Annotated in this window: 22 protein-coding genes; 21 read left to right on the forward strand and 1 reads right to left on the reverse strand. The window is 47.7% G+C overall.

Features of this window, described 5'->3' with window-relative positions; genetic code table 11:
• The first annotated feature begins 89 nt into the window (after window positions 1-89).
• Window positions 90-956, forward strand: a complete 867-nt coding sequence (locus AB5026_RS06635; RefSeq protein ID WP_368212997.1) for a pyridoxamine kinase — start codon at window positions 90-92, stop codon at window positions 954-956.
• 29 nt (window positions 957-985) lie between these two features.
• Here AB5026_RS06635 and AB5026_RS06640 read toward each other — a convergent pair whose 3' ends face one another.
• Window positions 986-2,902 (reverse strand): ABC-F family ATP-binding cassette domain-containing protein, encoded by a 1,917-nt coding sequence (locus tag AB5026_RS06640; protein WP_092069135.1) that lies wholly within the window; start codon window positions 2,900-2,902, stop codon window positions 986-988.
• A 214-nt stretch (window positions 2,903-3,116) separates the two neighbouring features.
• On the opposite strand from AB5026_RS06640, the gene AB5026_RS06645 reads away from it, so the two are divergent.
• The 20 genes from AB5026_RS06645 (at window position 3,117) to AB5026_RS06740 (ending at window position 23,537) form a co-directional block, all read left to right on the forward strand.
• Entirely contained in the window at window positions 3,117-3,764 is a 648-nt protein-coding gene (locus AB5026_RS06645) for a redox-sensing transcriptional repressor Rex (RefSeq protein ID WP_021650558.1), read from the forward strand.
• A 61-nt stretch (window positions 3,765-3,825) separates the two neighbouring features.
• Entirely contained in the window at window positions 3,826-5,343 is a 1,518-nt protein-coding gene (locus tag AB5026_RS06650; protein ID WP_265190791.1) for an NAD(P)H-hydrate dehydratase, read from the forward strand.
• The gene (alr, locus tag AB5026_RS06655) at window positions 5,340-6,509 is read left to right on the forward strand and encodes an alanine racemase (protein ID WP_114002418.1); all 1,170 of its coding nucleotides are present in this window, start codon (window positions 5,340-5,342) and stop codon (window positions 6,507-6,509) included. Before AB5026_RS06650 ends, alr begins: the two co-directional genes overlap by 4 nt.
• Before the next feature lie 156 nt (window positions 6,510-6,665).
• A complete protein-coding gene (locus AB5026_RS06660) occupies window positions 6,666-7,013 on the forward strand; it encodes a type II toxin-antitoxin system PemK/MazF family toxin (protein ID WP_021650556.1) in 348 nt (115 codons plus the stop codon).
• A gap of 153 nt (window positions 7,014-7,166) precedes the next feature.
• Complete coding sequence (locus AB5026_RS06665; protein ID WP_015524823.1) at window positions 7,167-7,910, forward strand: YebC/PmpR family DNA-binding transcriptional regulator; 744 nt, start codon at window positions 7,167-7,169, stop codon at window positions 7,908-7,910.
• A 68-nt stretch (window positions 7,911-7,978) separates the two neighbouring features.
• Window positions 7,979-8,692, forward strand: coding sequence for a ClpP family protease (locus AB5026_RS06670; RefSeq protein WP_015524824.1), 714 nt, complete (start codon window positions 7,979-7,981; stop codon window positions 8,690-8,692).
• Window positions 8,693-8,857: 165 nt separating this feature from the next.
• Window positions 8,858-9,745, forward strand: a complete 888-nt coding sequence (locus AB5026_RS06675; protein WP_015524825.1) for a sulfide/dihydroorotate dehydrogenase-like FAD/NAD-binding protein — start codon at window positions 8,858-8,860, stop codon at window positions 9,743-9,745.
• On the forward strand, window positions 9,745-11,139 hold the full coding sequence (gltA, locus tag AB5026_RS06680; protein WP_021650554.1) for an NADPH-dependent glutamate synthase: 1,395 nt from the start codon (window positions 9,745-9,747) through the stop codon (window positions 11,137-11,139). The genes AB5026_RS06675 and gltA overlap by 1 nt, the downstream gene beginning before the upstream one ends.
• 179 nt (window positions 11,140-11,318) lie before the next feature.
• A complete protein-coding gene (locus AB5026_RS06685; protein WP_302415747.1) occupies window positions 11,319-12,194 on the forward strand; it encodes an undecaprenyl-diphosphate phosphatase in 876 nt (291 codons plus the stop codon).
• Between the two features lie 23 nt (window positions 12,195-12,217).
• Window positions 12,218-14,965, forward strand: a complete 2,748-nt coding sequence (locus AB5026_RS06690; RefSeq protein ID WP_302415748.1) for a DNA translocase FtsK 4TM domain-containing protein — start codon at window positions 12,218-12,220, stop codon at window positions 14,963-14,965.
• Window positions 14,962-15,441 (forward strand): 23S rRNA (pseudouridine(1915)-N(3))-methyltransferase RlmH, encoded by a 480-nt coding sequence (rlmH, locus tag AB5026_RS06695; RefSeq protein WP_237971247.1) that lies wholly within the window; start codon window positions 14,962-14,964, stop codon window positions 15,439-15,441. Before AB5026_RS06690 ends, rlmH begins: the two co-directional genes overlap by 4 nt.
• Before the next feature lie 114 nt (window positions 15,442-15,555).
• On the forward strand, window positions 15,556-15,843 hold the full coding sequence (gene groES, locus AB5026_RS06700; RefSeq protein WP_044960825.1) for a co-chaperone GroES: 288 nt from the start codon (window positions 15,556-15,558) through the stop codon (window positions 15,841-15,843).
• A complete protein-coding gene (locus AB5026_RS06705; protein ID WP_330603397.1) occupies window positions 15,843-16,337 on the forward strand; it encodes an MATE family efflux transporter in 495 nt (164 codons plus the stop codon). The genes groES and AB5026_RS06705 overlap by 1 nt, the downstream gene beginning before the upstream one ends.
• Before the next feature lie 29 nt (window positions 16,338-16,366).
• The gene (locus AB5026_RS06710; RefSeq protein ID WP_015524831.1) at window positions 16,367-16,600 is read left to right on the forward strand and encodes a hypothetical protein; all 234 of its coding nucleotides are present in this window, start codon (window positions 16,367-16,369) and stop codon (window positions 16,598-16,600) included.
• Between the two features lie 222 nt (window positions 16,601-16,822).
• Entirely contained in the window at window positions 16,823-18,394 is a 1,572-nt protein-coding gene (locus tag AB5026_RS06715) for an ABC transporter substrate-binding protein (protein ID WP_118608825.1), read from the forward strand.
• A gap of 98 nt (window positions 18,395-18,492) precedes the next feature.
• Complete coding sequence (locus AB5026_RS06720; RefSeq protein ID WP_021650547.1) at window positions 18,493-19,443, forward strand: ABC transporter permease; 951 nt, start codon at window positions 18,493-18,495, stop codon at window positions 19,441-19,443.
• Between the two features lie 13 nt (window positions 19,444-19,456).
• Window positions 19,457-20,290, forward strand: a complete 834-nt coding sequence (locus AB5026_RS06725; protein ID WP_015524834.1) for an ABC transporter permease — start codon at window positions 19,457-19,459, stop codon at window positions 20,288-20,290.
• Window positions 20,291-20,305: 15 nt separating this feature from the next.
• Complete coding sequence (locus AB5026_RS06730) at window positions 20,306-21,265, forward strand: ABC transporter ATP-binding protein (RefSeq protein WP_022426783.1); 960 nt, start codon at window positions 20,306-20,308, stop codon at window positions 21,263-21,265.
• Window positions 21,262-22,239: an ABC transporter ATP-binding protein gene (locus tag AB5026_RS06735; protein ID WP_118753087.1), complete on the forward strand. Its 978-nt coding sequence runs from the start codon at window positions 21,262-21,264 to the stop codon at window positions 22,237-22,239. Before AB5026_RS06730 ends, AB5026_RS06735 begins: the two co-directional genes overlap by 4 nt.
• A 77-nt stretch (window positions 22,240-22,316) precedes the next feature.
• Complete coding sequence (locus AB5026_RS06740) at window positions 22,317-23,537, forward strand: L-serine ammonia-lyase, iron-sulfur-dependent, subunit alpha (protein WP_302369344.1); 1,221 nt, start codon at window positions 22,317-22,319, stop codon at window positions 23,535-23,537.
• Window positions 23,538-23,580 lie beyond the last annotated feature (43 nt).

The raw sequence follows: 23,580 nt of genomic DNA on the forward strand, positions 1-23,580 counted from the left end.
TATGATGATTTCCTTCCAAAAATGATTGCGTAAACCTGACAGTTCATTCTATAATATTACAGAAAAAAACTCAAGACTGGAGAATTACCATGAAAAAAATAGCAGTGATCAATGATCTTTCCGGGCTGGGGAAATGTTCACTGACAGCAGCGATCCCGGTGATCTCGGTGATGGGAGTCCAGGCGTGTCCACTTCCCACCGCTGTTTTAAGCAACCAGACCGGTTATGAAAGTTATTTCTGTGAGGATTTCACAGAGCATATGGAACCATATATGGAGCAGTGGAAAAAAAGAGGATTTTTCCCGGATGGGATCTATACAGGATTTCTTTCTGATGATAAGCAGGCAGACAGGATTCTGAAATTTATGGACGCGTTTGCAGGAAAGGATACGCTGATCCTTACAGATCCGGTGATGGGGGATGACGGCGCGGTTTATCCGATCTATACAGAAGAACTCCGCAGCCGGTTCTGCGAACTGACACGTCGTTCCTATGTGATCACACCGAACCTTACGGAAGCCCTTCTTCTTCTCTACGGAAAAGAAAAAATGGAGGAGATCTGGAAGAAACTGCAAAAGGCATCAGAGGCCCGGCGGATGGAAGAGATCCGGGAGATCGGGTGCGGACTTGCCCGGGAATTTTCACTTCCTGCCGTTGTGATCACTGGAGTGGATCACAGGGAGGAGGGGCAGCCTCTGAAAATGGGGAATCTTGTCCTGGAAAACGGAAACAGCTCCTGGGTATTTGCAGAGAAATCCGGCGGAAGCTATTCCGGGACAGGAGATCTTTTTGCATCCGTGCTCAGTGCAGGGCTGGTAAAAAGATATTCCATGAAAACCTGTGCAGAACTGGCCGTGGACTTTATCTCGGCATCGATCCGGGATGCGGTGGAGGAAGGAACAGACCGTAACGATGGTGTATGCTTTGAACAGCATCTCGGCATGCTGCTTCCATAAAAACATAAGGGGATAAAAAGAGCTGACCGTCAGGCCAGCTCTTCCCATTTTTCATAAAGTTCTTCCAGTTCTTCAGCGATGGCTGCTTTTTCGCGGCTCAGCTTTGTACATTCCGCTACATTGGTGCAGACATCCGGAAGGACCATGGTTTCGTCGATCTCGCTGTCTCTTGTTTCCAGCTCTTCGATACGGGCTTCGACTTTTTTCAGCTCGGCTTCCCGTTTTCGTTTCTTTGCCTGTTCTTCCTTCATCTGCTGCCAGGAAAGCTTGTTCTCGGAAACCGCTTTTTCTTCGGCAGGTGCCTCCGGAGAAGTGCTTCCCGGTGCATAGGTACTGGTCAGCTCCTCCTTCTTTTCCAGATAGTAATCATAATCACCGATGTAATTTACCACTGCCTGGTTTGTCAGCTCCATGATCCTGGTCGCAGTCTGATTGATAAAGTAACGGTCATGGGATACATAAAGGACTGTACCGGTGTAGCTGACCAGTGCTTCCTCCAGGATCTCCTTGGAGGCAATATCCAGATGGTTGGTAGGCTCGTCAAGGATCAGGAAGTTGGCTTCGGAAAGCATCAGCTTTGCAAGGGAAACACGGCCTCTTTCTCCACCGGAAAGTGCGGAGATCTCCTTGAAAACATCATCTCCGGTAAAGAGAAATGCGGCAAGCATATTTCGGATCTCGGTCTCTGTGAGAGTCGGATAAGTATCGGAGATCTCCTGGAAAATTGTCTTGTCCATATGCAGAACATGATGTTCCTGATCGTAATAACCGATCTGCACCTTGGAACCAAGGGAAAATTTGCCGGCATCTGCCTCAATAAGACCGTTGATGATCTTTAGCATGGTGGTCTTTCCGGTTCCGTTGTTTCCGATCAGTGCCACACGCTCGCCGCGTTTGATATCAAAGGAGATATCGGAGAACAGGGTCTGTCCCGGAAAGGCCTTGGAAAGCGCTTCCACGTGGAGCACATCGTTTCCGCTTAACACCCGTGGTTCCAGCGAGATACGCATCCGGTCCTGGAGCTCAAGAGGCTTTTCAATCCTCTGTACACGGTCCAGCATTTTTTCACGGCTTTCCGCACGCTTGATGGATTTTTCACGGTTAAAGGATTTCAGCTTGGCGATAACGGCTTCCTGATGCTTGATATCCCGCTGCTGATTTAAGTATGCCTTGTACTGTGCGTCACGAAGCTGAGCCTTCTTGAGAGCATAGGCAGAGTAGTTGCCGCTGTATACGCGGGTCTGTCCGGCTTCGATCTCAATGACCTTGGTGACCACCTTATCCAGAAAATAACGGTCATGGGAGACGATAAAAACAGCTCCCGGATAATTCAGAAGATAAGTTTCCAGCCAGGAGATGCTTTCCATATCCAGGTGATTGGTTGGCTCATCCAGAAGCAGGATATCCGGCTTGGAAAGAAGCATCTTGCCCAGCGCCACACGGGTTTTCTGACCGCCGGAAAGAGTTTCGATCTGCTTGTCATAATCTTCCTCCGTGAAGCCGAGACCCTTTAAGACACCGGTCAGCTCACTTTTGTAAGCGTATCCGTTCTCCAGCTCAAACTGATGGGTCAGGCGGGTATAGGTTTCCATCAGACGGTTCAGCTCATCACCGGTCACCGTGTTCATTTCCTGTTCCATATTGCGGATACGGCGCTCCATATCGATGATGTGCTGCTTGGTGGTAAGAAGCTCCTCGTAGATGGTATGATGTCCGTGGATATCCTGGTACTGGGCAAGATAGCCGATATTTTTATCCCGGGCAAGCACCACGGTACCGGAATCAGCAGAAAGCTCCTGCATGATGATCCGCAGTAGTGTGGTCTTTCCTGCACCGTTGCAGCCGATCAGAGCAGCCTTTTCACGATCTTCAATGTGAAAGGATGCATCATTTAAAATTACTTTTTCGCCAAAGGCCTTGCATATATTCTGACATGATAAAATCATAAAAACTGTCCTCCTGTATAAAGAATCACCCCTGTTTATGCCTGAACAAGGAAAAATCCTCCACCTATTATAACGGAAACTGCCGGGATTTCAAAGAAAAAATCAATTATTAGAAAAATTATAAAGAAATTTGTACAGAATAGACAACTTTAATTGACAGGAAAATGTCAATTCGTTATAATTAACCTAGTGTAAGGTAAGGAGGAAAACTATCGTGGAGACAAAACAAATCTCGAAAGCGGTGATTAAGCGTCTGCCACGCTATTACCGCTACTTAGGAGAGCTGATGGAAGACAATGTAGAACGTATTTCTTCCAATGAGTTAAGTAAGAAGATGCATACCACAGCTTCTCAGATCCGTCAGGATCTTAATAATTTCGGCGGTTTTGGGCAGCAGGGGTATGGCTATAATGTACATTATCTTTATACAGAGATTGGTAAGATCCTGGGACTGGATACCGTTCATCCGATGATCATTCTGGGTGCCGGTAATCTGGGACAGGCACTTGCCAATTATGTGGATTTTGAGAAGCGCGGTTTCAGGCTGGTTGGTATCTTTGACGTAAATCCTGTGCTTGAGGGCATCGCAGTCCGTGGACTTGAGATCCAAATGCTCAGTGAGCTTCCGTTTTTCCTGAGAGAGAATAACGTGGAGATCGCGATTCTGACACTTCCCAAGAATAAAGCCAAGGAAATGGCAGATATCCTGGTGGAGAACGGGATCAAGGCAATCTGGAATTTTGCACATCTCGATCTTGAGACACCGGATGATGTGATCGTAGAGAACGTTCATCTTTCCGAGAGTCTGATGACACTGTCTTATAATCTCAGCAAATACAGGCAGGAACATGTGGATAAGTAAGAATTGTTAAGCTGCCGGAAACGGCAGCTTTCTCTATGACAGAGGGGAGGCAGAAGACAGAATGAAGAAGCTTGTTACCTGCAAAGAAATGAAGGATCTGGACTCCACAACGATCCGTGAGATCGGAGTTCCCTCCGAGGTTCTGATGGAGCGGGCAGCACTGAAGGTGGTAGAGGAAACAGAAAAGTATCTCCAGAAGGACGAAAGGATCCTGGTAGTCTGCGGAAGCGGAAATAATGGCGGTGACGGTATCGCTGTTGCCAGATTGTTCCATCTGAAGGGGATCCGGGTTGAGTTTTATATGGTCGGAAACAAAGATAAAATGACCAGAGAGACCGCTCTTCAGTATAAGATCGCTTCCGGTTATCGAGTCCCGGAGGTGAATAACCCGCAGTGGAGTGAATATACTACTATAGTAGATGCCGTGTTTGGGGTAGGCCTGACGCGTCCGATCGAGGGACATTATGCTGATATCATCCATGAGATGAACAGTGCGAGGGCCAAAAAGATCGCAGTTGACATCCCGTCAGGAGTGAACGGAGATACTGGCCTGGAAATGGGAATTGCCTTCAGCGCCGATCTGACTGTCACATTTGCCTACCGGAAAAGAGGTCTTTGCTTTTATCCGGGAAGACTGTATGCAGGAAGGATCGTTACCGCCGATATCGGGATCTATGAGCAGGAAGCTGTGACTGCATCTGCCGCCTGTCTGGAAAATAAAGATCTGAAGCTGTTTCCGGAACGTGATCCCGGCGGAAACAAGGGTACCTTCGGAAAAGTGCTCTTTGTGACCGGAAGTGAGGGAATGTGCGGAGCCGCTTATTTAAGCGCCAGTGCAGCACTTCGTGCCGGTGCGGGAATGGTAAAGATCCAGACTGTGGAAGCCAACAGGATCCCACTGCAGATACTCCTTCCGGAGGCTATGGTCTGCAGCCGCTTTGATCAGGAATCCAATGAACAGCTTCTATCCTGGTGTGATGTGATCGTGATCGGACCGGGACTTGGAACATCAGTGGCCAGCCGTGAGAGAGAACAGTGGTTTCTCACGGCGGCTGCCCGGGAGAAAAAGCCGCTGATCCTGGATGCGGACGGCCTGAACCTTCTGGCTGCACATCCACAGTGGTACCAGTATCTGGGAGAGCATGTAGTCCTGACACCGCATATCGGAGAAATGAGCCGGCTCAGTGGCAGAACGATCCAGGAGATCCAGCATGAGATCGCAGATACTGCACTGAAATCTGCTGCGGAAACAGGCTCTGTGTGCGTATTGAAGGATGCATGTACGGTGATCGCAGATGAAAAAGGCCAGATGTATCTGAATCTTTCCGGTAATTCCGGAATGGCAACTGCAGGAAGCGGAGATGTGCTTTCCGGGATCCTGGCAGCAGTGTTATGTATGTATCTGAAAACGGAGGAACAGCCTCCCATGGTTTTAAAGGCCGCGTTAGGTGTTTATCTTCACGGACTTTGCGGTGATCTTGCAGCCGCTGAAAAAGGAAAGCGCAGTATGCTGGCAGGAGATATCATAGAATATCTGCCCAAGGCATTAGCTATAGGTGAAGAGGAGTCGGGATTATGAAAAAATACGAGAGAGTAAAAGCACTGGTATCACTGGATGCCATTGCCCACAATTTTGAGGAAATGTATAAAAATGTCAAAGAAGGGACAAAGATCATCGCTGTGATCAAGGCAGACGGTTATGGCCATGGTGCCAGAGCTATTGCCCGTCTGATCCAGGACTATGACTATATCTGGGGATTTGCAACAGCTACGGCAGAGGAGGCACTGGAGCTTCGGCATGCAGGGATCACCAAGCCTGTCCTGATCCTTGGCCTTGTATTTGAGGAATATTATGAGGAGCTTGCAGCCAATGATATCCGGATCACCATATCGGATCTTAATACAGCGGCAGAATATGCAAAAGCAGGTGCACGCATTGGAAAAAATGTACATATTCATCTGGCTCTGGATACGGGAATGACAAGGATCGGATATGCGGATATTCCGGAAAATGCGATAAAGATCGAAAAAATCTCAAAAATCCCGAATCTGGTGATCGAGGGAATGTTTACCCATTTTGCCAGGGCGGATGAGACCGACCGTTCTCCTGCACTGGTGCAGCTGGACCGTTATCTCCGTTTTGCAGAGCTTCTGGAAAAAAGAGGTGTTCATATTCCGGTACGTCACTGCTCCAACAGTGCAGGTATCATCCGTGTTCCGGAAGCAAATCTCAATGTCGTTCGTGCCGGCATCACCATTTACGGTATTTATCCGTCAGAGGAGGTAGAACGTGATATTGTGAAGCTGACACCTGCAATGGAGCTGAAAAGTCATGTATCCTATGTGAAAAACGTGGAACGTGGAACAGCGGTAAGCTATGGAGGAACGTTTGTTACAGAACGCTTTACCAGAATGGCAACGATCCCCGTAGGTTATGCAGATGGCTATCCGAGACAGCTTTCCAATAAGGGCTGGGTCCTGATCCGGGGCAAAAAAGCTCCGATCCTCGGACGTGTCTGCATGGATCAGTTTATGGTTGATGTCACAGATATCCCGGAGGTGAAGGCCGGGGACGAGGTCACCCTGATGGGAAGAGATGGAGAGGAATTTATCAGTGTGGAGACACTGGGAGATCTTTCCGGAAGATTTTCCTATGAATTTGTCTGCGGGATCAGTAAACGTGTTCCGCGGGTTTATATCAAAGACGGTAAGGAATGCGGAGAAGAGGAGAGCTTTTTCCAGTAGATCCGTAAATACCCGGATCCGGAAAACGCCGGGTCAGACATAAGGCCGGTAAAAAAGTACCACGCATGGTATACACAAAGAAATTGTGGAAATACTTATCTGTAAAAAGGAATACGGCTTGCAAATAAGCCGGACCAGAATCGGAGTGTGAATTGTGTGGTTATAAAAAGAGGGGATATTTTTTACGCGGACTTAAGACCTGTAGTGGGCAGTGAACAGGGCGGCATCCGTCCGGTGCTGATCATCCAGAACGATGTGGGTAACCGTCACAGTCCCACAGTGATCTGTGCGGCAATTACATCAAAAATGAATAAGGCAAAGCTGCCGACACATATTGAGATCGATGCATCCGCCTACGGGATCGAAAAGGATTCCGTGATCCTTCTGGAACAGCTCCGCACCATCGACAAGCGGCGTCTGAAGGATAAGGTGTGTCATCTGGACAGTGCTATGCTTGATAAGGTGAATCATGCGCTTGAGATCAGTCTGGAACTGACTTTTTAGGGGAACATGAGGAATTTTGACCGGTTTGTTTTCTGATTCTTGACGAAATCTTTCATAAGTGCTATATTAAACCGAGTTGCAATTATGTAAAACGGTACCCAAAATGAGCAGGGCACGAAAGAAAATATACGGTAACAAGGAGAGGAAGATACCATGTCAGGACATTCAAAATTTGCCAACATCAAACATAAGAAAGAGAAAAATGATGCCAAGAAGGGTAAGATCTTCACAGTCATCGGCCGTGAGATCGTTATGGCAGTAAAGGCCGGCGGCCCGGATCCTGCAAACAACAGCAAGCTTCGTGATGTCATCGCAAAAGCAAAAGCGAACAACATGCCGAACGATACGATCGATCGTGGAATCAAGAAGGCAGCAGGTGCGGATTCTGCAGACAGCTACGAGAAGGCTGTATATGAGGGATATGGTCCGAACGGTGTTGCTATTATCGTAGAGACTCTTACAGATAACAAGAACCGTACTGCAGGTAATGTACGTAACGCGTTTACCAAGGGTAACGGAAGCATCGGAACACAGGGATGTGTATCCTTTATGTTCGACCAGAAGGGCCAGATCATCATCGACAAGGAAGAGCTTGAGGATGAGTGCGGTGAGATGGATGCGGACGAGCTGATGATGACAGCTCTGGATGCAGGTGCTGAGGACTTCAACGAGGAAGAGGACAGCTTTGAGATCATCACAGCACCGGACGATTTCAGTGCTGTACGTGAGGCTCTTGAGAAAGCCGGAATCCCGCTTGTAGAAGCACAGATTGCCATGATCCCGCAGACCTATGTGGAGCTGACGGATGATCAGGCTATCAAAGATCTTCACAGAACACTGGATCTTCTTGATGATGACGACGACGTTACTGACGTATGGACAAACTGGGACGAATGATCTCTGAATAGAAAGTAATATTTTGCATATAATACCTCCAGAATTTCAGATTCCGGAGGTATTTTTTTATGGAAAAACAGAGCGAAGAGAGAAAACAGAAGGAACTGGACCGGGAAGCGAGCCAGAACGAACAGATCCGGGAAACCGGGCAGGCAGTGCTCGATGGAAATTCCCGGAAGCATAAAGTGGAGCTTCTGACGGTGATCGGGGAAATTGAAGGTCATGAATCCGCGCCGTCTCACAGCAAAACAACCAAGTATGAGCATGTACTGCCAAAGCTGGCTCTCATTGAGGACGATGAGGAGATCGAGGGGCTTCTGATCCTTTTAAATACGGTAGGAGGAGATGTGGAGGCAGGGCTTGCCATTGCAGAGATGATCGCGTCTCTGAGTATCCCTACGGTTTCCCTGGTGCTGGGCGGGGGACATTCCATAGGTGTACCCATGGCGGTATCAGCAGATTATTCCTTTATCGTGCCAAGTGCTACCATGGTGGTCCATCCGGTACGCCAGAACGGAATGTTCATTGGCGTAGCGCAGTCCTACCGCAATATGGAAAAGATCCAGGACCGGATCATTGCCTTTGTATCCGGACATTCACATATCACGGCAGAACGGATGGAGGAGCTGATGTTGGATACCTCCCAGCTTGTAAAAGATGTGGGGACTATGCTGGAGGGTGAGGAAGCGGTAAAGGAAGGACTCATCGATGAAGTAGGAGGGATTCGGGAGGCACTGGACCGATTGTATACCCTTATCGAAAGGAAAAAAACACAGAAATAACCAGTTTTGTATGTGGCTTTTGATAATGTTAGTTGCATAAGACTAATATGGTTGCGCTGTGCTGTGGTAAAGAATTTTGACAGAAATTGTAAATCTACTCTTGTCATATGCTGATTTTTAGCGTATTATTAATAAAGGTTTATAATTTGCGCGAGGAGGAAGACCATGTATAAGGTTTTAAAAGCTGAAACGCTGGCAGCTAAGATCCATCTTATGGTTGTGCATGCACCACGTGTGGCAAGCCACTGTCTGCCAGGACAATTTATCATTGTGAAACTTGACGAAAAGGGAGAGAGGATCCCGCTTACCATCTGCGATTACGATCGCGAGGCCGGTACAGTTACCATCGTATTCCAGGAGATCGGAGCATCTACCATTAAGATGTCCGCACTGAAGGCGGGAGATTCATTCCGTGATTTCGTAGGACCTCTGGGATGTCCGTCTGAGTTCGTCCATGAGGATATCGAAGAACTTAAGAAGAAAAAAATGGTATTCGTAGCCGGTGGTGTCGGTACCGCACCTGTTTATCCGCAGGTTAAATGGCTCCATGAGCACGGCATCACAGCGGATGTTATCCTTGGTTCCAAGACTAAGGATATGGTTATCCTTGAGAAAGAGCTTGGCGCTGTTTCCAATCTTTATGTTACAACAGATGACGGTTCCTATGGCCGTTCCGGTATGGTAACAAAGACTCTTGAGGATCTTGTGACAAACGAGGGCAAGCATTATGACGTCTGTGTAGCGATCGGACCGATGATCATGATGAAATTTGTCTGTCTTCTTACCAAGAAGCTTGGTATCCACACAATTGTCAGCATGAACCCGATCATGGTTGACGGAACCGGTATGTGCGGCGCTTGTCGTCTCCAGGTCGGTGATGAGATCAAATTTGCCTGCGTAGACGGACCGGAGTTCGACGGACATCTCGTTGATTTCGATCAGGCTATGAAGAGAAGCCAGATGTATAAGACCCAGGAGGGCCGTGCATTACTGAAGCTTCAGGAAGGCGATACCCACCACGGTGGATGCGGACATTGCGGAGGTGACAACTAATGGCAGATGCAAAAATGTTAAAAAAAGTTCCTGTAAGAGAGCAGGATCCGAAGGTACGTGCGACAAACTTCGAGGAAGTATGTCTTGGATATAATCAGGAAGAAGCAATGGAAGAGGCACAGAGATGCCTTGGCTGTAAGAAACCGAAATGTGTAGAGGGATGTCCGGTATCCATCAATATTCCGGGATTTATCGAGCACATCAAAGAAGGCAACATGGAAGAGGCTTACAAGGTGATCGGTTTATCTTCCGCACTTCCGGCTATCTGTGGTCGTGTATGTCCGCAGGAATCCCAGTGTGAGGGACAGTGTATCCGCGGTAAGAAGGGTGAGGCTGTTTCTATCGGTAAGCTGGAGAGATTCGTTGCAGACTATGCTCTGGAGCATGATATCAAACCTGCAGGAGCAGAGGTTAAGAACGGACATAAGGTTGCAGTGATCGGTTCCGGTCCATCCGGACTTACCTGTGCAGGTGACCTTGCAAAGGCAGGATACGATGTAACTGTGTTCGAGGCTCTTCATGAGCTTGGCGGTGTTCTTGTTTACGGTATTCCGGAGTTCCGTCTTCCGAAGCAGAAGGTTGTTAAGAAAGAGATCGAGAAGGTCAAAGAGCTTGGCGTTAAATTCGAGACAAACGTTGTCATTGGTAAATCCACTACCATCGATCAGCTGATCGAGGATGAGGGATTTGAGGCTGTATTCATCGGTTCCGGTGCAGGACTTCCGATGTTCATGGGTATCCCGGGTGAGAATGCAAGCGGTGTATTCTCTGCAAACGAGTACCTGACAAGAAGCAACCTCATGAAAGCATTCGATGATTCCTATGATACACCGATCGCAGCAGGCAAAAAGGTTGCAGTTGTCGGCGGTGGTAACGTTGCCATGGATGCTGCAAGAACAGCGCTGAGACTTGGTGCTGAGGTACATATCGTATACAGAAGAAGTGAGGCAGAGCTTCCTGCACGAGCAGAGGAAGTTCATCACGCTAAGGAAGAGGGCATCATCTTTGATCTTCTTACAAATCCGAAGGAGATCCTCGTTGACGAGAACGGCCACGTAAACGGTATGAAGGTTGTCAAGATGGAGCTTGGTGAGCCGGATGCATCCGGAAGAAGACGTCCGGTAGAGATTCCTGGTTCCGAGTATGATATGGATGTAGATACTGTCATCATGTCTCTTGGTACTTCACCGAACCCGCTGATCTCTTCCACAACCAAGGGCCTTGACATCAACAAGAGAAGATGTATCGTTGCCGAGGAAGAAACCGGTAAGACATCCAAGGACGGCGTATATGCCGGTGGTGATGCCGTTACAGGTGCAGCTACCGTAATCCTTGCCATGGGTGCAGGTAAAGCTGGTGCAAAAGGTATCGACGAATATCTGAAAAATAAATAAGCAGAAAGTCTGTTTATAAACAGATCCTCCGACTGTGTTTTCTGATGCAGCCGGAGGATTTTTTTCTTGCAGATCAAAAAAAGAACATTTGTTTGAAACTTTTACCAAGTGAAGATTGTAAGTTTTACTCAGTTATGCTATAATGTGTTGGAAAAAATTTAAGAAAAGGAAATATCATTATGTCAGTGATACATGCGATTATATTGGGAATCATTCAGGGAATCACCGAATTTCTGCCGGTGAGCAGCTTCGGACATCTCTGTGGAGTGCAGGATCTTTTGGGCGGTACCAGAGGCTCCGGTGTGCTTTTTGAAGTGATGCTCCATCTGGGAACTATGATAGCTCTGATCCTTGTTTTTCTGAAGGACATCAAGAAGACCGGGATCGAGCTGATCGGAATGATACTGGATTTGATCGGAAATGCCAATATTTTTCTCTATAACCGTAGGACTGGGAAAGAGCTTACCTACGCAAAGATCATAAGCGGAACTTACCGGAAGCTTACTGCCCTGATCATGGTATCCACCATTCCTACAGTCCTGATCGGATATCAGTGCAAACGACTTGTTGTGCGAAGCGCATCCTCACACATGTTTTCCGGGATCGGAATCCTTCTTACAGGTGTGATCCTCCTTGTTGTGGACTACAGTAATGTCAATGGCAGCAAGGGAACAAAAGAAGCCAGCTTCGGAGATGCTATGTGGATGGGTATTTGCCAGGGTCTTTCTGTGTTTCCGGGACTTTCCAGGCTTGGACTTACCATGAGTGCAGGACTTTTCTGCGGCCTCGGACGGAAGTTTGCAGTGAAATATTCGCTGTTGATGAGCATTCCGGCTGTGGTGGGAGCTTTTTTTGTGGAGATGGGAGAGTTTACTTCTGTTCATATGACTGTTGGCCAGGGATTTACTTATGTTCTTGGAATGATCGTGGCCGGGATCACAGGCTATCTGGTGATCCGTTTTATGCTTAAGCTTTCGAATCAGGTCAGACTGCGTTATTTTGCATTTTATTCTTTTGCAGCCGGAATCCTTATTCTGGCAGCGAATTATATTTGATATCAACTGGGAGGAGTCTGACAATGGCAGCTTCAAAAACGACAAAAAAAAGAAAAAGAAAACCTGCGGCGAAGCAGCAGCCTGTCGGTAACCGCTTTCAGACAGAGATCCTGATCCTTGTGATGTTTGCGGCCTGCCTGATCCTGATGATCAGTGCATTTGGTATGGGAGGGATCGTAGGAAATGCCATCAGTGCCGTATGCTTTGGCATCATGGGACTTTGTGCATATATTTTCCCGATCCTGCTTTTTGCCGGAGTTACGTTCCTGATCGTGAACAATACCAACCGCCTTGCCTACAAAAAGGTACTGGCGGGCGTGGTATTTTTTGTGTTCCTCTGCGGCTTTCTTCAGCTGATCACAGAGGGCTATACGCCAAGTACCACGTTTTCGGATTATTATTCACTGAGTTCGGAATACCGTACCGGCGGTGGAGTATTCGGTGGTGCAGTATGTATTTCCACAGCATCTGCTTTTGGCGTTGTGGGCGGAATTGTGATCATCGTTCTGGTGCTTCTTGTATCTCTCATCATCATAACACAGAGATCCTTCTTCGGATTTATGAATAAGATCCTGGACTTTTTTACAGATGCAGCAAGAGAGAGCAGAGAAGCTTATCTTGAGGGACAGCCGGACAGAGAAAAGCAGAAGGAGCTTCGCAGAAAGATCCGTGCGGAAAAAAGAGCGGAGAAGATCCGCCGGCTGGAAGAAGAGCTGGAGGAAGAAGAACTTGCCCTTACAGAGGAAGATCCGGAAAATATCTCAAAAAAACAAAAGAAAAAAGCCAGAAGATCGCAGAAAGAAAGACAGGCTGCGGTGAAGGCGAACCGGGAGGGAGAATTTAATCTTCCTTCTTTCCTTGATGAACAAAAGGCTGTACTTCCGGCAGATACAGATCTGACAGAAGAGGATCCAGGGCTTGATGAGAAACCGGAGGAGCATGCTCAGCCGCTTGAATTCCAGATCCACCGTTCACAGTCCCAGCCGGCCCGGGAAGAGTCGGAGGAGCCGGATTTCGAAAGAGAAATGCAGGAAGCCGAAGAGGAGGATGATTATGCCGGCTACGAGGATGTGGATATTCCCGAGATGCAGCAGATCCTGCCGGCAAAGACAGCTGTAGCAGCAAAAGCTTCCCGGGAAACAGGAAAGGCAGCCGTTCCCGCTGAGATAAAGGAGGATCCTCAGCCGGAAGCTGAACAGAAGGCATCTCATCAGCCCTCCAGAAACCCGAAGTCATCTCAGACAGAGATCGAGCATGGGATCAGAAATATCCAGCATGAGATCAGCCAGGGAGAAGCTCCGGAGAAGAAACCATATCAGTATCCGCCGCTGAAGCTTCTGAAGCGCGGAGATGGCAGATCTCAGGGAGATTCCGATGCACATCTGCGTAAAACAGCGCAGAAGCTTCAGGAAACCCTGCATAATTTCGGCGTCAATGTAACCGTTACCAATGTGAGCTGCGGACCTACCGTTACCCGCTATGAGCTGCAGCCGGAAATGGGTGTGAAGGTCAGCAAGATCGTTGGTCTTTCCGATGATATCAAGCTGAATCTTGCTACACCGGATATCCGCATCGAAGCACCGATACCGGGAAAGGCAGCCGTGGGGATCGAGGTTCCGAACAAGGAGAACAGCCCGGTCATGCTGCGGGATCTTCTTCAGTCAGAGGAGTTTAAAAATGCAAAATCCAAGCTGTCCTTTGCAGCAGGTAAGGATATTGCCGGAAAACCGGTAGTGGCAGATATTGCCAAGATGCCGCATCTTCTTATCGCCGGAGCAACCGGCTCCGGAAAATCCGTCTGCATCAATACGCTGATCATCAGCATCCTTTATAAGGCTACACCGGATGAGGTGCGTCTGATCATGATCGATCCGAAGGTGGTGGAGCTCAGTGTATACAACGGGATCCCGCACCTGTTCATTCCGGTGGTCACAGATCCGAAGAAAGCGGCCGGTGCGCTGAACTGGGCTGTTTCCGAGATGACCAGCCGTTACAATGCCTTTGCGGAATATGGGGTACGTAATCTTGGAGAATATAACAAAAAGGTTGCCAATATGCGGGTCCCGGAGGGAGAAAAGGCACCTGAGAAGATGCCGCAGATCGTGATCATCGTGGATGAGCTTGCGGATCTTATGATGGTTGCGCCGGGAGAAGTTGAGGATGCGATCTGCCGTCTGGCCCAGCTGGCACGTGCAGCAGGTATCCATCTGATCATTGCTACCCAGAGACCATCGGTCAATGTCATCACAGGTCTGATCAAGGCCAATATGCCGTCCAGGATCGCATTTTCCGTATCTTCCGGTGTGGATTCCAGAACGATCCTGGATATGAACGGTGCCGAGAAGCTTCTTGGCAAGGGCGATATGCTGTTTTATCCTCAGGGGTATCAGAAGCCGGCCAGACTGCAGGGCGCTTTTGTTTCAGATGAGGAGGTCAGTGCAGTCGTAGAATATGTTTCTGACAAAAATCAGGGTGCTGTTTATGATACATCCATCGAGAAGCAGGTCAATACAGCCGGCGTCCCGGGAGGAGCCGGCGGCGGTGACAGAGATGTCTATTTTACAGAAGCCGGTAAATTTATCATTGAGAAGGAAAAGGCCTCCATCGGTATGCTCCAGCGTATGTTCAAGATCGGATTTAACCGTGCGGCAAGGATCATGGATCAGCTTTGTGACGCAGGAGTGGTAGGTCCGGAGGAAGGAACCAAGCCAAGGAAGGTTTTGATGTCAGCAGAAGAATTTGAGAATTATCTGGAGGAGAACGGCGGATGAAAATAAGTATCCTGACAGTAGGGAAGATCAAGGAAAAATATCTGCGGGATGCCATTGCAGAGTATTCCAAGCGCCTCGGGCGTTACTGCAAGCTGGAGATCATAGAAGTGTCCGACGAAAAAACGCCGGATAATGCCAGCGAAACAGTAGAAGATGCCATTCGGAACAAGGAAGGGGAGCGTCTTCTTAAATATATCCGGGATGATGCGTTTGTGATCACTCTGGAGATCGGAGGCGAACAGCTGACCTCTGAGAACTTCGCACGGAAGCTCAACGAGCTGGGAATACGTGGGACCAGCCATATCCAGTTTGTGATCGGCGGCTCTATCGGTCTTGGAAAAGAAGTACTGAAGAGATCAGACTATGCTTTAAGCTTTTCGAAAATGACATTTCCTCATCAGCTGATGCGTGTGATCCTTCTGGAACAGATCTACCGCAGCTATCGTATCATCAGCGGAGAGCCCTATCATAAATAATATCATACTACATATCTGCAAATATCTTGACAATTTTTGGATATGTAGTATGATAAAAAAGAGTAGCACTCGAAGCTTAAGAGTGCTAATAATCACAGAAAGAAGGAAATGAATATGGCATTAAAACCAGTTGCAGACAGAGTTATCGTAAAATATTTTGAGACAGAAGACAAAACCGCATCCGGCATCGTACTTCCGGACAGCTCCAAGGAGAAAACCCAGCAGGCAGAGGTTATCGCAGTAGGTGGCGGTAAGGTCGTAGACGGTAAAGAAGTACCGGTACAGGTAAAGCCGGGCGACCGTGTGATCTACGGAAAATACACAGGAACCGAGATCAAATATGAGGGTGAGAAATATCTGGTGATCAACGCAGATGATATCATTGCCATCGTAAAAGACTGATGAAGAGTTTTTATCGTAATTTTCTGAAATTATGCTCCATGCTGGTGCTGCAGAATGTAGTGACCTTAAGTGTCAATCTTGCGGACAACATTATGCTTGGAGCCTTCAGCGAAACTGCATTATCCGGTGTGACCACCGTAAACCAGGTACAGTTCGTCTTTCAGCAGCTGCTTATGGCGCTGGGAGACGGACTTGTCATATTCGGAAGTCAGTACTGGGGAAAGAAAGAGACAGAGCCGGTAAGGAAGATCGGTGCCTGGGCCATGAGCACAGGCTTTTTTATTGCCCTTGTGCTGTTTATCCTGGCCAGTCTTTTTCCAACACAGCTGCTGGGGCTTTTTACAACAGATCAGGCGATTATCGAAGCCGGTCTTTCCTATCTGGCGATCATCCGGTTTACTTACTTTTTCTTTGCGGTGACGCAGATCCTGCTTGCTACACTGCGCTGTGTGGAAATTGCAGGGGTTGCCTTCGGGCTTTCGGTAATGACTTAAGTGTAGTAATGGTAGGAATGTCCTATCAGATGCCGACAAACGGTGGTATCATCCGGGGAAGCGGAAGCATCGCTTATTCCATGAAGGTGGACCTGATCAGTACCTGGGGGATCGTGATCCCTCTGTCCATGTTTATGGCATTTGTGGTCAAGGCATCTCCGGCAGTGGTGGTATGCTGCCTGAATGCAGATCAGATCTTTAAATGCGTGCCTGCATTTTTGAAGTGCAATTACGGACACTGGATCAAAAATATGACGAATTAAGGAAATATATATAGATCAGAGGCATGATACAGAAAAATTATCTTGACGCCTGTGTGATTTGTATGTAGAATAAATACAAACTTTAACGAAATGCAGTAAAAAAATCTCTGAAGAGCCAGGGACAGCTTGACAAAGGTAATATGGTATAGTATTATCTTGCTTATATCATATTAAACTGGTGGGAAAAGAGGAATACTCACTGAAACACAGGAGGAACAGGAAATGAGAAAAAAAGTACTGGCAGCGCTTCTGGTAGCTGCAGTGGCAGGAACAACTGTTATGTCAGGAATGACTGCTTTTGCAGCAGAAACAGAAGGAACCAAGGCGGAAGGCGGAAATATTACCATTGCAGAAACAGCAGATCCGCAGAACATCAATCCGCTTTATGTTGTGGATCAGACAAGCTTCGATATGATGCAGGCACTGTACAGCCCGTTTTTTGAGATCGTGAACGGAGAGATGTATTACGGAAACGGACTTTGCGAAAGTGTAACAGCCAATGATGATGCCAGCGAATTCACACTGAAGCTCAAAGACGGACTGAAATGGCATGACGGTCAGCCGATCACAGCCGATGATGTGGTATTCACCATGCAGGTGCTGGTAGATGAGAAGCAGAATGTTCCGTATTCTTCTTACGGATACGTTAATGACAAGGCAGTAGAGGCAGAGAAGGTTGATGACCTTACAGTCAAGATTTCCCTTGGATCATCTTCCGCAGGATTTCTTGGTGGACTGAGCCAGGTTTACTGTATTCCGAAGCATATTTATGACGGCGTGGAGAATATCGGAGAAAGTGATCTCAACAATGAACCGGTGGGAAGTGGTCCTTTTAAGTTCGAGGAATACAAATCCGGAGAGTATTATAAAGTAACAAAATTCGATGACTATTTTGATGATGTAAATCTGGATTCCATCACCTTCAAGATCGTAAAGGATTCCAGCTCCGCCAATGCGGCACTTGCAAGCGGAGATCTGGATGCACGTTTGATCAGCGCAGATGATTACGATACCGTCAGTGCTTACGATAACGTAAACATCAATACCTATAATTCCGGACGTGTCAACGCCATGTTCATGAATGAGCTGAACGAAGATCTTCAGGATGTAAAGGTACGTCAGGCGATCGCATACGCACTGAATAAAGAGGAGTTCTGTCAGTTTGCTTTCCTTTCCGAGGATTATGCAGAGCCTGCAGATTCTATTTTTACACCGGATACACTCTACTATACAAAACCGGACAATACCTACGACAATGATCCGGCTAAAGCACAGGAGCTCCTTTCCGAAGCAGGAAAGACAAGTCTTTCTCTGAACCTGATGTATATCTCCACAGATAAGACAATGGAGAGTGAGGCTCTGTATGTACAGTCTGCCCTTGCCAATGTAGGAATCACCATCAATCTTCTTCCTACAGATGAGTCTACCTTCAAGAATAAGACAAAGGATCCTGAGTGCACAGATTATGATCTGGTACTGAGCTTCTACACTCTGGGAGAAGAGCCGAGCCTTTATGCAGACATGAGTTCTTCCGTCAGCCGTTCCAACTATTCCAGGATCAAGGATACAGATCTGGATGCATTGTGGGAAGAGGGCAACAGTACTGCAGATGAGACAAAACGTGGCGAGATTTATAAGGAGATCCAGAATACGATCAATGATAACATGTATATCTATCCGATCGCTTATTCCAATGGTTTCTATGCGGTAAGTAAAGATTTCGGAGGCTTTGATGAATGTCTGTTAAAAACTATTTATTATGATTATTCCAAGATCTACACATTGGAGAAATAAATAATTTTATAGCGGATGAATACCGGAAACAGAAAGAGGCTGACGCGTTTTTGCGCCAGCCGATTTCCTGTTTTCGGGGAAAATAAAGGAGGTACATTTTGAAGAAGATCGTAAACCGTCTGATACAGTGTATTCTGACACTGTTTATTGTCTCTGTTCTCTGCTTTGCACTGACAAAAGCAGCGCCCGGAGATCCTGTCCTGACTTATGTGGAACCAAATATGAGTGAAGAATATATCCAGAACCTGAGAGAAAGCCTGGGACTTACAAAGCCTGTCTATGAGCAGTACTTTCTGTGGCTGGGAAGGATCCTTCACGGGAATTTCGGAAATTCCCTGATGAATAACCGACCGGTCCTGACACAGATGCTGGAGAGGCTTCCCGCAACCGTGATCCTAATGGGAACCAGCATGCTGCTTGGTTTTCTCATTGCCATTGTACTGGGCCTGTATTCCGGAAAGAATAAAAATGGTGTTCTGGATAAGATCACCAGCATGTTCTGTTATGTAGGCATCTCCATTCCTACTTTCTGGTTCGGTATCATGCTGATCTATCTCTTCAGTGTGCATCTCCATATCCTGCCAAGTATCGGTATGCATTCAGACGGCAACCGTTCCTTAGGAGATCTGATCCTGCATATGGTCATGCCCTGCGCAGTTCTGACCTTTGCAAATGCGTCACAGTACATCCGGTATTTAAGAAGCAGTACCATTACGGAAATGTCCTCCGATTATGTTATGGTGCAGAAGGCTTACGGAATGAAAGAGTCTGGAATCCTTTTCCGGCATGTACTGAAAAATGCCATGCTTCCTATGATCACAGTTCTCGGAATGAGCCTGCAGTCTCTGGTTTCCGGTGCCATTATCACCGAGCAGGTTTTTGCATGGCCGGGAATCGGTCAGCTGGCAGTGACCGCTGTTATGCAGTATGATTATCCCCTGATCATGGGAATCACCATGTTTACCGCGCTTCTCGTGGTGCTCGGAAATCTTCTGGCAGATATCCTGTATGCTGTCTTTGATCCGAGGATCCGCAAAGCAGGATGTTAGGAGGTAAAGGGACATGAGAGAAAATATCTGGAAAAATATCAAACTTGGTTTTAAGACAAATAAACTTGCAGTGGCAGGTGCAGCAGCGATCATCCTGCTGGCACTGATCTCCATTTTTGCCTTTTTGTATCCGGTAGATCCCAATGCCATCAGCGCCACAGAGCGACTGAATGCTCCATCCATGGCACACCTTTTCGGTACGGATGATATGGGACGGGATTATCTGGCTCGCTGTATTTACGGAGGAAGAGCATCCCTTCTGGTGGGCTTCCTTTCCATGGTGCTTTCTACAGCCCTTGGTGTGATCATCGGTTCCATCAGCGGTTTTGTGGGAGGAACGGTGGATGCAGTGCTGATGCGTCTGGTGGATGCACTGATGAGCCTTCCGACATTCCTGATCATGATCGTTATGAATGCCTTCCTGAAACCGGGACTTCAGAACATTGTCCTGATCATCGGCTTTCTGACCTGGATGAACATTGCCAGGATCGTCCGTGGCGAGACCATTTCCCTGAACGAGAGAGAGTATGTCATCTATGCAAAGATCTCCGGACAGAAGAAATTCTCCACCATTGTACATCATATCCTGCCTAACATCATGCCTACCATTATCGTGGCTGCAACCATGAACATTGCCAATGCTATCCTGATGGAATCTGCACTGAGCTTTTTCGGCCTGGGTATCCAGCCGCCTACGGCTTCCTGGGGAAGTATGCTGAGCAATGCACAGCGCTATATCCAGCAGGCACCGTATCTGGCTATTTTCCCCGGAATCCTGATCCTGATCACGGTCGTCAGCTTCAATTATCTGGGAGAAGTATTAAGAAAAGTATTCGAGCCCAAGTAAGGAGGACATTTACATATGGAAAAATTACTGGAAGTAAAAGATCTGAAGGTGTCTTTCTTTACAGACCTTGGAGAGACACAGGCAGTAAAAGGTGCAGGCTTTGCCATCGGTGAGGGGGATTTTTTCGGGATCGTAGGAGAGTCCGGAAGCGGAAAAAGCGTGACCACCAAATCCATTCTCCGTCTCGGACCATCCAACTGTAAGATCATGGGTGGTGAGATCCTGTTCCGGGGAGAAGATATCCTGAAGAAAAATGAAGCAGAGCTCCGTGAGATCCGCGGTGGTGAGATCGCCATGATCTTTCAGGATTCTCTTTCCGCACTGAATCCGGTTTACACTGTTGGCAATAAGATGGTAGAGCTGATCCGGCGCCATACCAATATGAACAAAAAAGAAGCAAAGGCCCGGGTGCTGGAGCTTCTCACAGCCGTTGGCATCACAGACCCGGAAAAGGCTATGAACAGCTATCCCCACGAGCTTTCCGGCGGTATGCGCCAGCGTGTGATGATCGCCATGGCCATGAGCAGTGACCCGAAGATCCTGATCGCAGATGAGCCGACCACAGCCCTGGACGTTACGATCCAGGCGCAGATCCTTCATCTGCTTCTGGAACTTCAGAAAAAAAACAATATGAGCATCATCCTGATCACCCATGATCTGGGCGTTGTAGCGCAGACCTGTAAACGGGTAGCTGTCATGTGTGGTGGCTACGTGGTGGAAGAGGGAACTGTAGAAGAGATCTTTCTTCATCCGGGACATCCCTATACACAGGCACTGATCGCAAGCATGCCGCGGGTGGGAGGTACCTTTGAACAGTTTCTGGAGAGAGATCTTTCGGACGGAAACGGTGATCTGTGTCCCTTCCTGAATCGCTGTAAATATGCGGACAAAACCTGTGAAGCCTGTCTTCCGAAATATTATGAGGCTTCAGAGGGACACAGGATATTCTGTCACAGAAGGGAGGAGAAGAGATGAGCAAGCCCTTAATTGAAGTAAAAGATCTGAAAGTATATTTTAAACAGAAATCTCCGAAGCTTCTGTCCTTTAAGCCGGGCATACTGAAGGCTGTGGATCAGGTAAGCTTTTCGATTGAAAAGGGGAAAACCTTCGGTCTGGTAGGAGAATCCGGAAGCGGAAAATCTACCATCGGAAAGGCAATCCTACGTTATCATAAACCCACAGGCGGTGAGATTTTTTATGAGGGAACAGAGATCGGAGCCATGGGGGAAAAAGAACTGCTTCCATACCGCAAAAAAATGCAGTCCGTTTTTCAGGATCCCTATTCCTCTCTGGACCCAAGCCATACAGTGCAGGATATCATCTGTGAGCCTATGGCGATCCATAAAATGTACACTCCAAAGGAACGTAAGGAGCGTGCAAAAGAACTGATCCGCGTGGTTGGCCTCAAAGAACAGGATCTTCTGAAGTATCCTCATGAGTTCTCCGGCGGACAGCGTCAGAGGATTTCCATTGCAAGAGCACTTTCCGTACAGCCGGAATTTGTAGTCTGCGATGAACCCATTTCTGCGCTGGATGTTTCCCTGCAGGCCCAGATCGTCCAGATGCTTCAGGATCTTCAGGAAAAATACGGGCTGACCTATCTGTTCATCAGCCATCAGCTGCAGGTGGTCCAGAAGATCTGTGATGAGATCGGGGTGCTTTATCTTGGAAATCTCATGGAGATCGCAGATGCAGATAAGCTCTATTCCAATCCGCTGCATCCTTATACAAAAATGCTGATCTCCTCGATTCCGATTCCTGACCCGAGAGTCAAAACTCTGGATCAGATCGTTACGGATACCGGAGTACAGTCCAGATCTATCGGGGGCTGTCGCTTCCATAACCGCTGTCCGTGGTGTGAGGAACGCTGCAGACAGGAAACCCCGGCACTTCGTCAGGTGGAGCCGGGACATATGGTAGCATGTCATAAATATCAGGAAAAGAAATAATCATAAAATACGGGAAGGTAAATAAAAAAGTGGACAAAAATATATATAAAAACTATCTGGCGATCCTCCGTGAGGAGATGATCCCGGCTATGGGATGTACAGAACCGATCGCTCTGGCCTATGGTGCGGCAAGAGCAAGAGAGATCCTTGGGAAAGAGCCGGAGCGTATCGTAGCAAAATGTTCCGGAAATATCATCAAAAATGTGCGTTGTGTGATCATTCCCAATTCAGGAGGCTTAAAGGGGATTCCTGCAGGTGTGATCCTTGGGGCGGTGGCAGGAGATGCCTCACTGAATATGGAAGTTCTTTCCAAAGTCGATGAAAAGGGCAGGGCACGCTGCCGGGAACTTCTGGAGGCAGATATCTGTAAGGTGGAGCTTCTGGACACGCCGGTAGTCCTTCACATTATCATCGAAATGTATGCCGGTGAAGATGCCGTCAGCCTGGAGATCAAATACGACCATATCAACGTGACCAGGATCAGCAAAAACGGAGAGATCCTCCTTGATGCAGATAAAGCAGTGGAAGAAAAGGAAGAGACGGACCGCAGCCTGTTAAATCTGGAGGATATTCGGGAATTTGCAGATACCGTAGAGCTTTCCGATGTAAAGGAGCTTCTGGATGCGCAGATCAAAAGCAACATGGCCATTGCTCATGAGGGAATGACCGGAAAATACGGCCTGGGTATCGGGCGCGTGATCCGTGAAAATTATTCACATGATATGCTCACCAGAATGAGAAGTCTTACTGCAGCGGCTTCTGAGGCACGTATGGGTGGCTGTGATATGCCGGTTGTCATCAATTCCGGAAGCGGAAATCAGGGAATTGCATGCTCTGTTCCGCTGATCGTCTATGCAAGAGAGATGGAGCTGCCGGATTACAGCCTCTACAGGGCTCTGGTGTTTTCCAATCTCCTCACAGTTTATCAGAAGCAATATATAGGGAAGCTGTCTGCCTTCTGCGGTGCGGTATCGGCCTCCTGTGCAGCCGGAGCTGCCATTACCTATATGGTAGGCGGAGATATTTCCCTGATCAAAAAAACGATCGAGAATACCCTCGCCAATATTCCGGGAATCATCTGTGATGGGGCCAAGATCTCCTGTGCTGCCAAGATCGCAGCCTGTCTTGACGCAGCCTTTCTGGCGCATCATCTTGCCATGAACGGGCAGTCTTATGCACCTTATACAGGTATTCTCCAGGAAGAAACCGCAGAGACCATCAGCTGTGTGGGACAGATCGGAAAAGACGGTATGAAGGAAACAGACAGAGAGATCCTCAAGATCATGCTGGAGCATTGATCCGCATCGGAGACGGCACAGATTAAACAGAAAAGGTTGGATT

The sequence above is a fragment of the Blautia sp. RTP21359st1_E11_RTP21359_211015 genome, from assembly GCF_040910705.1.
Classification (GTDB): Bacteria; Bacillota; Clostridia; order Lachnospirales; family Lachnospiraceae; genus Blautia_A; species Blautia_A fusiformis.

What these genes read in the sequence shown, in the direction of transcription:
- AB5026_RS06635 (WP_368212997.1), top strand. Translation starts at nt 90, where the DNA reads ATGAAAAAAATAGCAGTGATCAATGATCTTTCCGGGCTGGGGAAATGT.
- AB5026_RS06640 (WP_092069135.1), bottom strand. Translation starts at nt 2,902, where the DNA reads ATGATTTTATCATGTCAGAATATATGCAAGGCCTTTGGCGAAAAAGTA.
- AB5026_RS06650 (WP_265190791.1), top strand. Translation starts at nt 3,826, where the DNA reads ATGAAGAAGCTTGTTACCTGCAAAGAAATGAAGGATCTGGACTCCACA.
- alr (WP_114002418.1), top strand. Translation starts at nt 5,340, where the DNA reads ATGAAAAAATACGAGAGAGTAAAAGCACTGGTATCACTGGATGCCATT.
- AB5026_RS06665 (WP_015524823.1), top strand. Translation starts at nt 7,167, where the DNA reads ATGTCAGGACATTCAAAATTTGCCAACATCAAACATAAGAAAGAGAAA.
- AB5026_RS06670 (WP_015524824.1), top strand. Translation starts at nt 7,979, where the DNA reads ATGGAAAAACAGAGCGAAGAGAGAAAACAGAAGGAACTGGACCGGGAA.
- AB5026_RS06675 (WP_015524825.1), top strand. Translation starts at nt 8,858, where the DNA reads ATGTATAAGGTTTTAAAAGCTGAAACGCTGGCAGCTAAGATCCATCTT.
- gltA (WP_021650554.1), top strand. Translation starts at nt 9,745, where the DNA reads ATGGCAGATGCAAAAATGTTAAAAAAAGTTCCTGTAAGAGAGCAGGAT.
- AB5026_RS06685 (WP_302415747.1), top strand. Translation starts at nt 11,319, where the DNA reads ATGTCAGTGATACATGCGATTATATTGGGAATCATTCAGGGAATCACC.
- AB5026_RS06690 (WP_302415748.1), top strand. Translation starts at nt 12,218, where the DNA reads ATGGCAGCTTCAAAAACGACAAAAAAAAGAAAAAGAAAACCTGCGGCG.
- rlmH (WP_237971247.1), top strand. Translation starts at nt 14,962, where the DNA reads ATGAAAATAAGTATCCTGACAGTAGGGAAGATCAAGGAAAAATATCTG.
- groES (WP_044960825.1), top strand. Translation starts at nt 15,556, where the DNA reads ATGGCATTAAAACCAGTTGCAGACAGAGTTATCGTAAAATATTTTGAG.
- AB5026_RS06705 (WP_330603397.1), top strand. Translation starts at nt 15,843, where the DNA reads ATGAAGAGTTTTTATCGTAATTTTCTGAAATTATGCTCCATGCTGGTG.
- AB5026_RS06710 (WP_015524831.1), top strand. Translation starts at nt 16,367, where the DNA reads ATGCCGACAAACGGTGGTATCATCCGGGGAAGCGGAAGCATCGCTTAT.
- AB5026_RS06715 (WP_118608825.1), top strand. Translation starts at nt 16,823, where the DNA reads ATGAGAAAAAAAGTACTGGCAGCGCTTCTGGTAGCTGCAGTGGCAGGA.
- AB5026_RS06725 (WP_015524834.1), top strand. Translation starts at nt 19,457, where the DNA reads ATGAGAGAAAATATCTGGAAAAATATCAAACTTGGTTTTAAGACAAAT.
- AB5026_RS06730 (WP_022426783.1), top strand. Translation starts at nt 20,306, where the DNA reads ATGGAAAAATTACTGGAAGTAAAAGATCTGAAGGTGTCTTTCTTTACA.
- AB5026_RS06735 (WP_118753087.1), top strand. Translation starts at nt 21,262, where the DNA reads ATGAGCAAGCCCTTAATTGAAGTAAAAGATCTGAAAGTATATTTTAAA.
- AB5026_RS06740 (WP_302369344.1), top strand. Translation starts at nt 22,317, where the DNA reads ATGATCCCGGCTATGGGATGTACAGAACCGATCGCTCTGGCCTATGGT.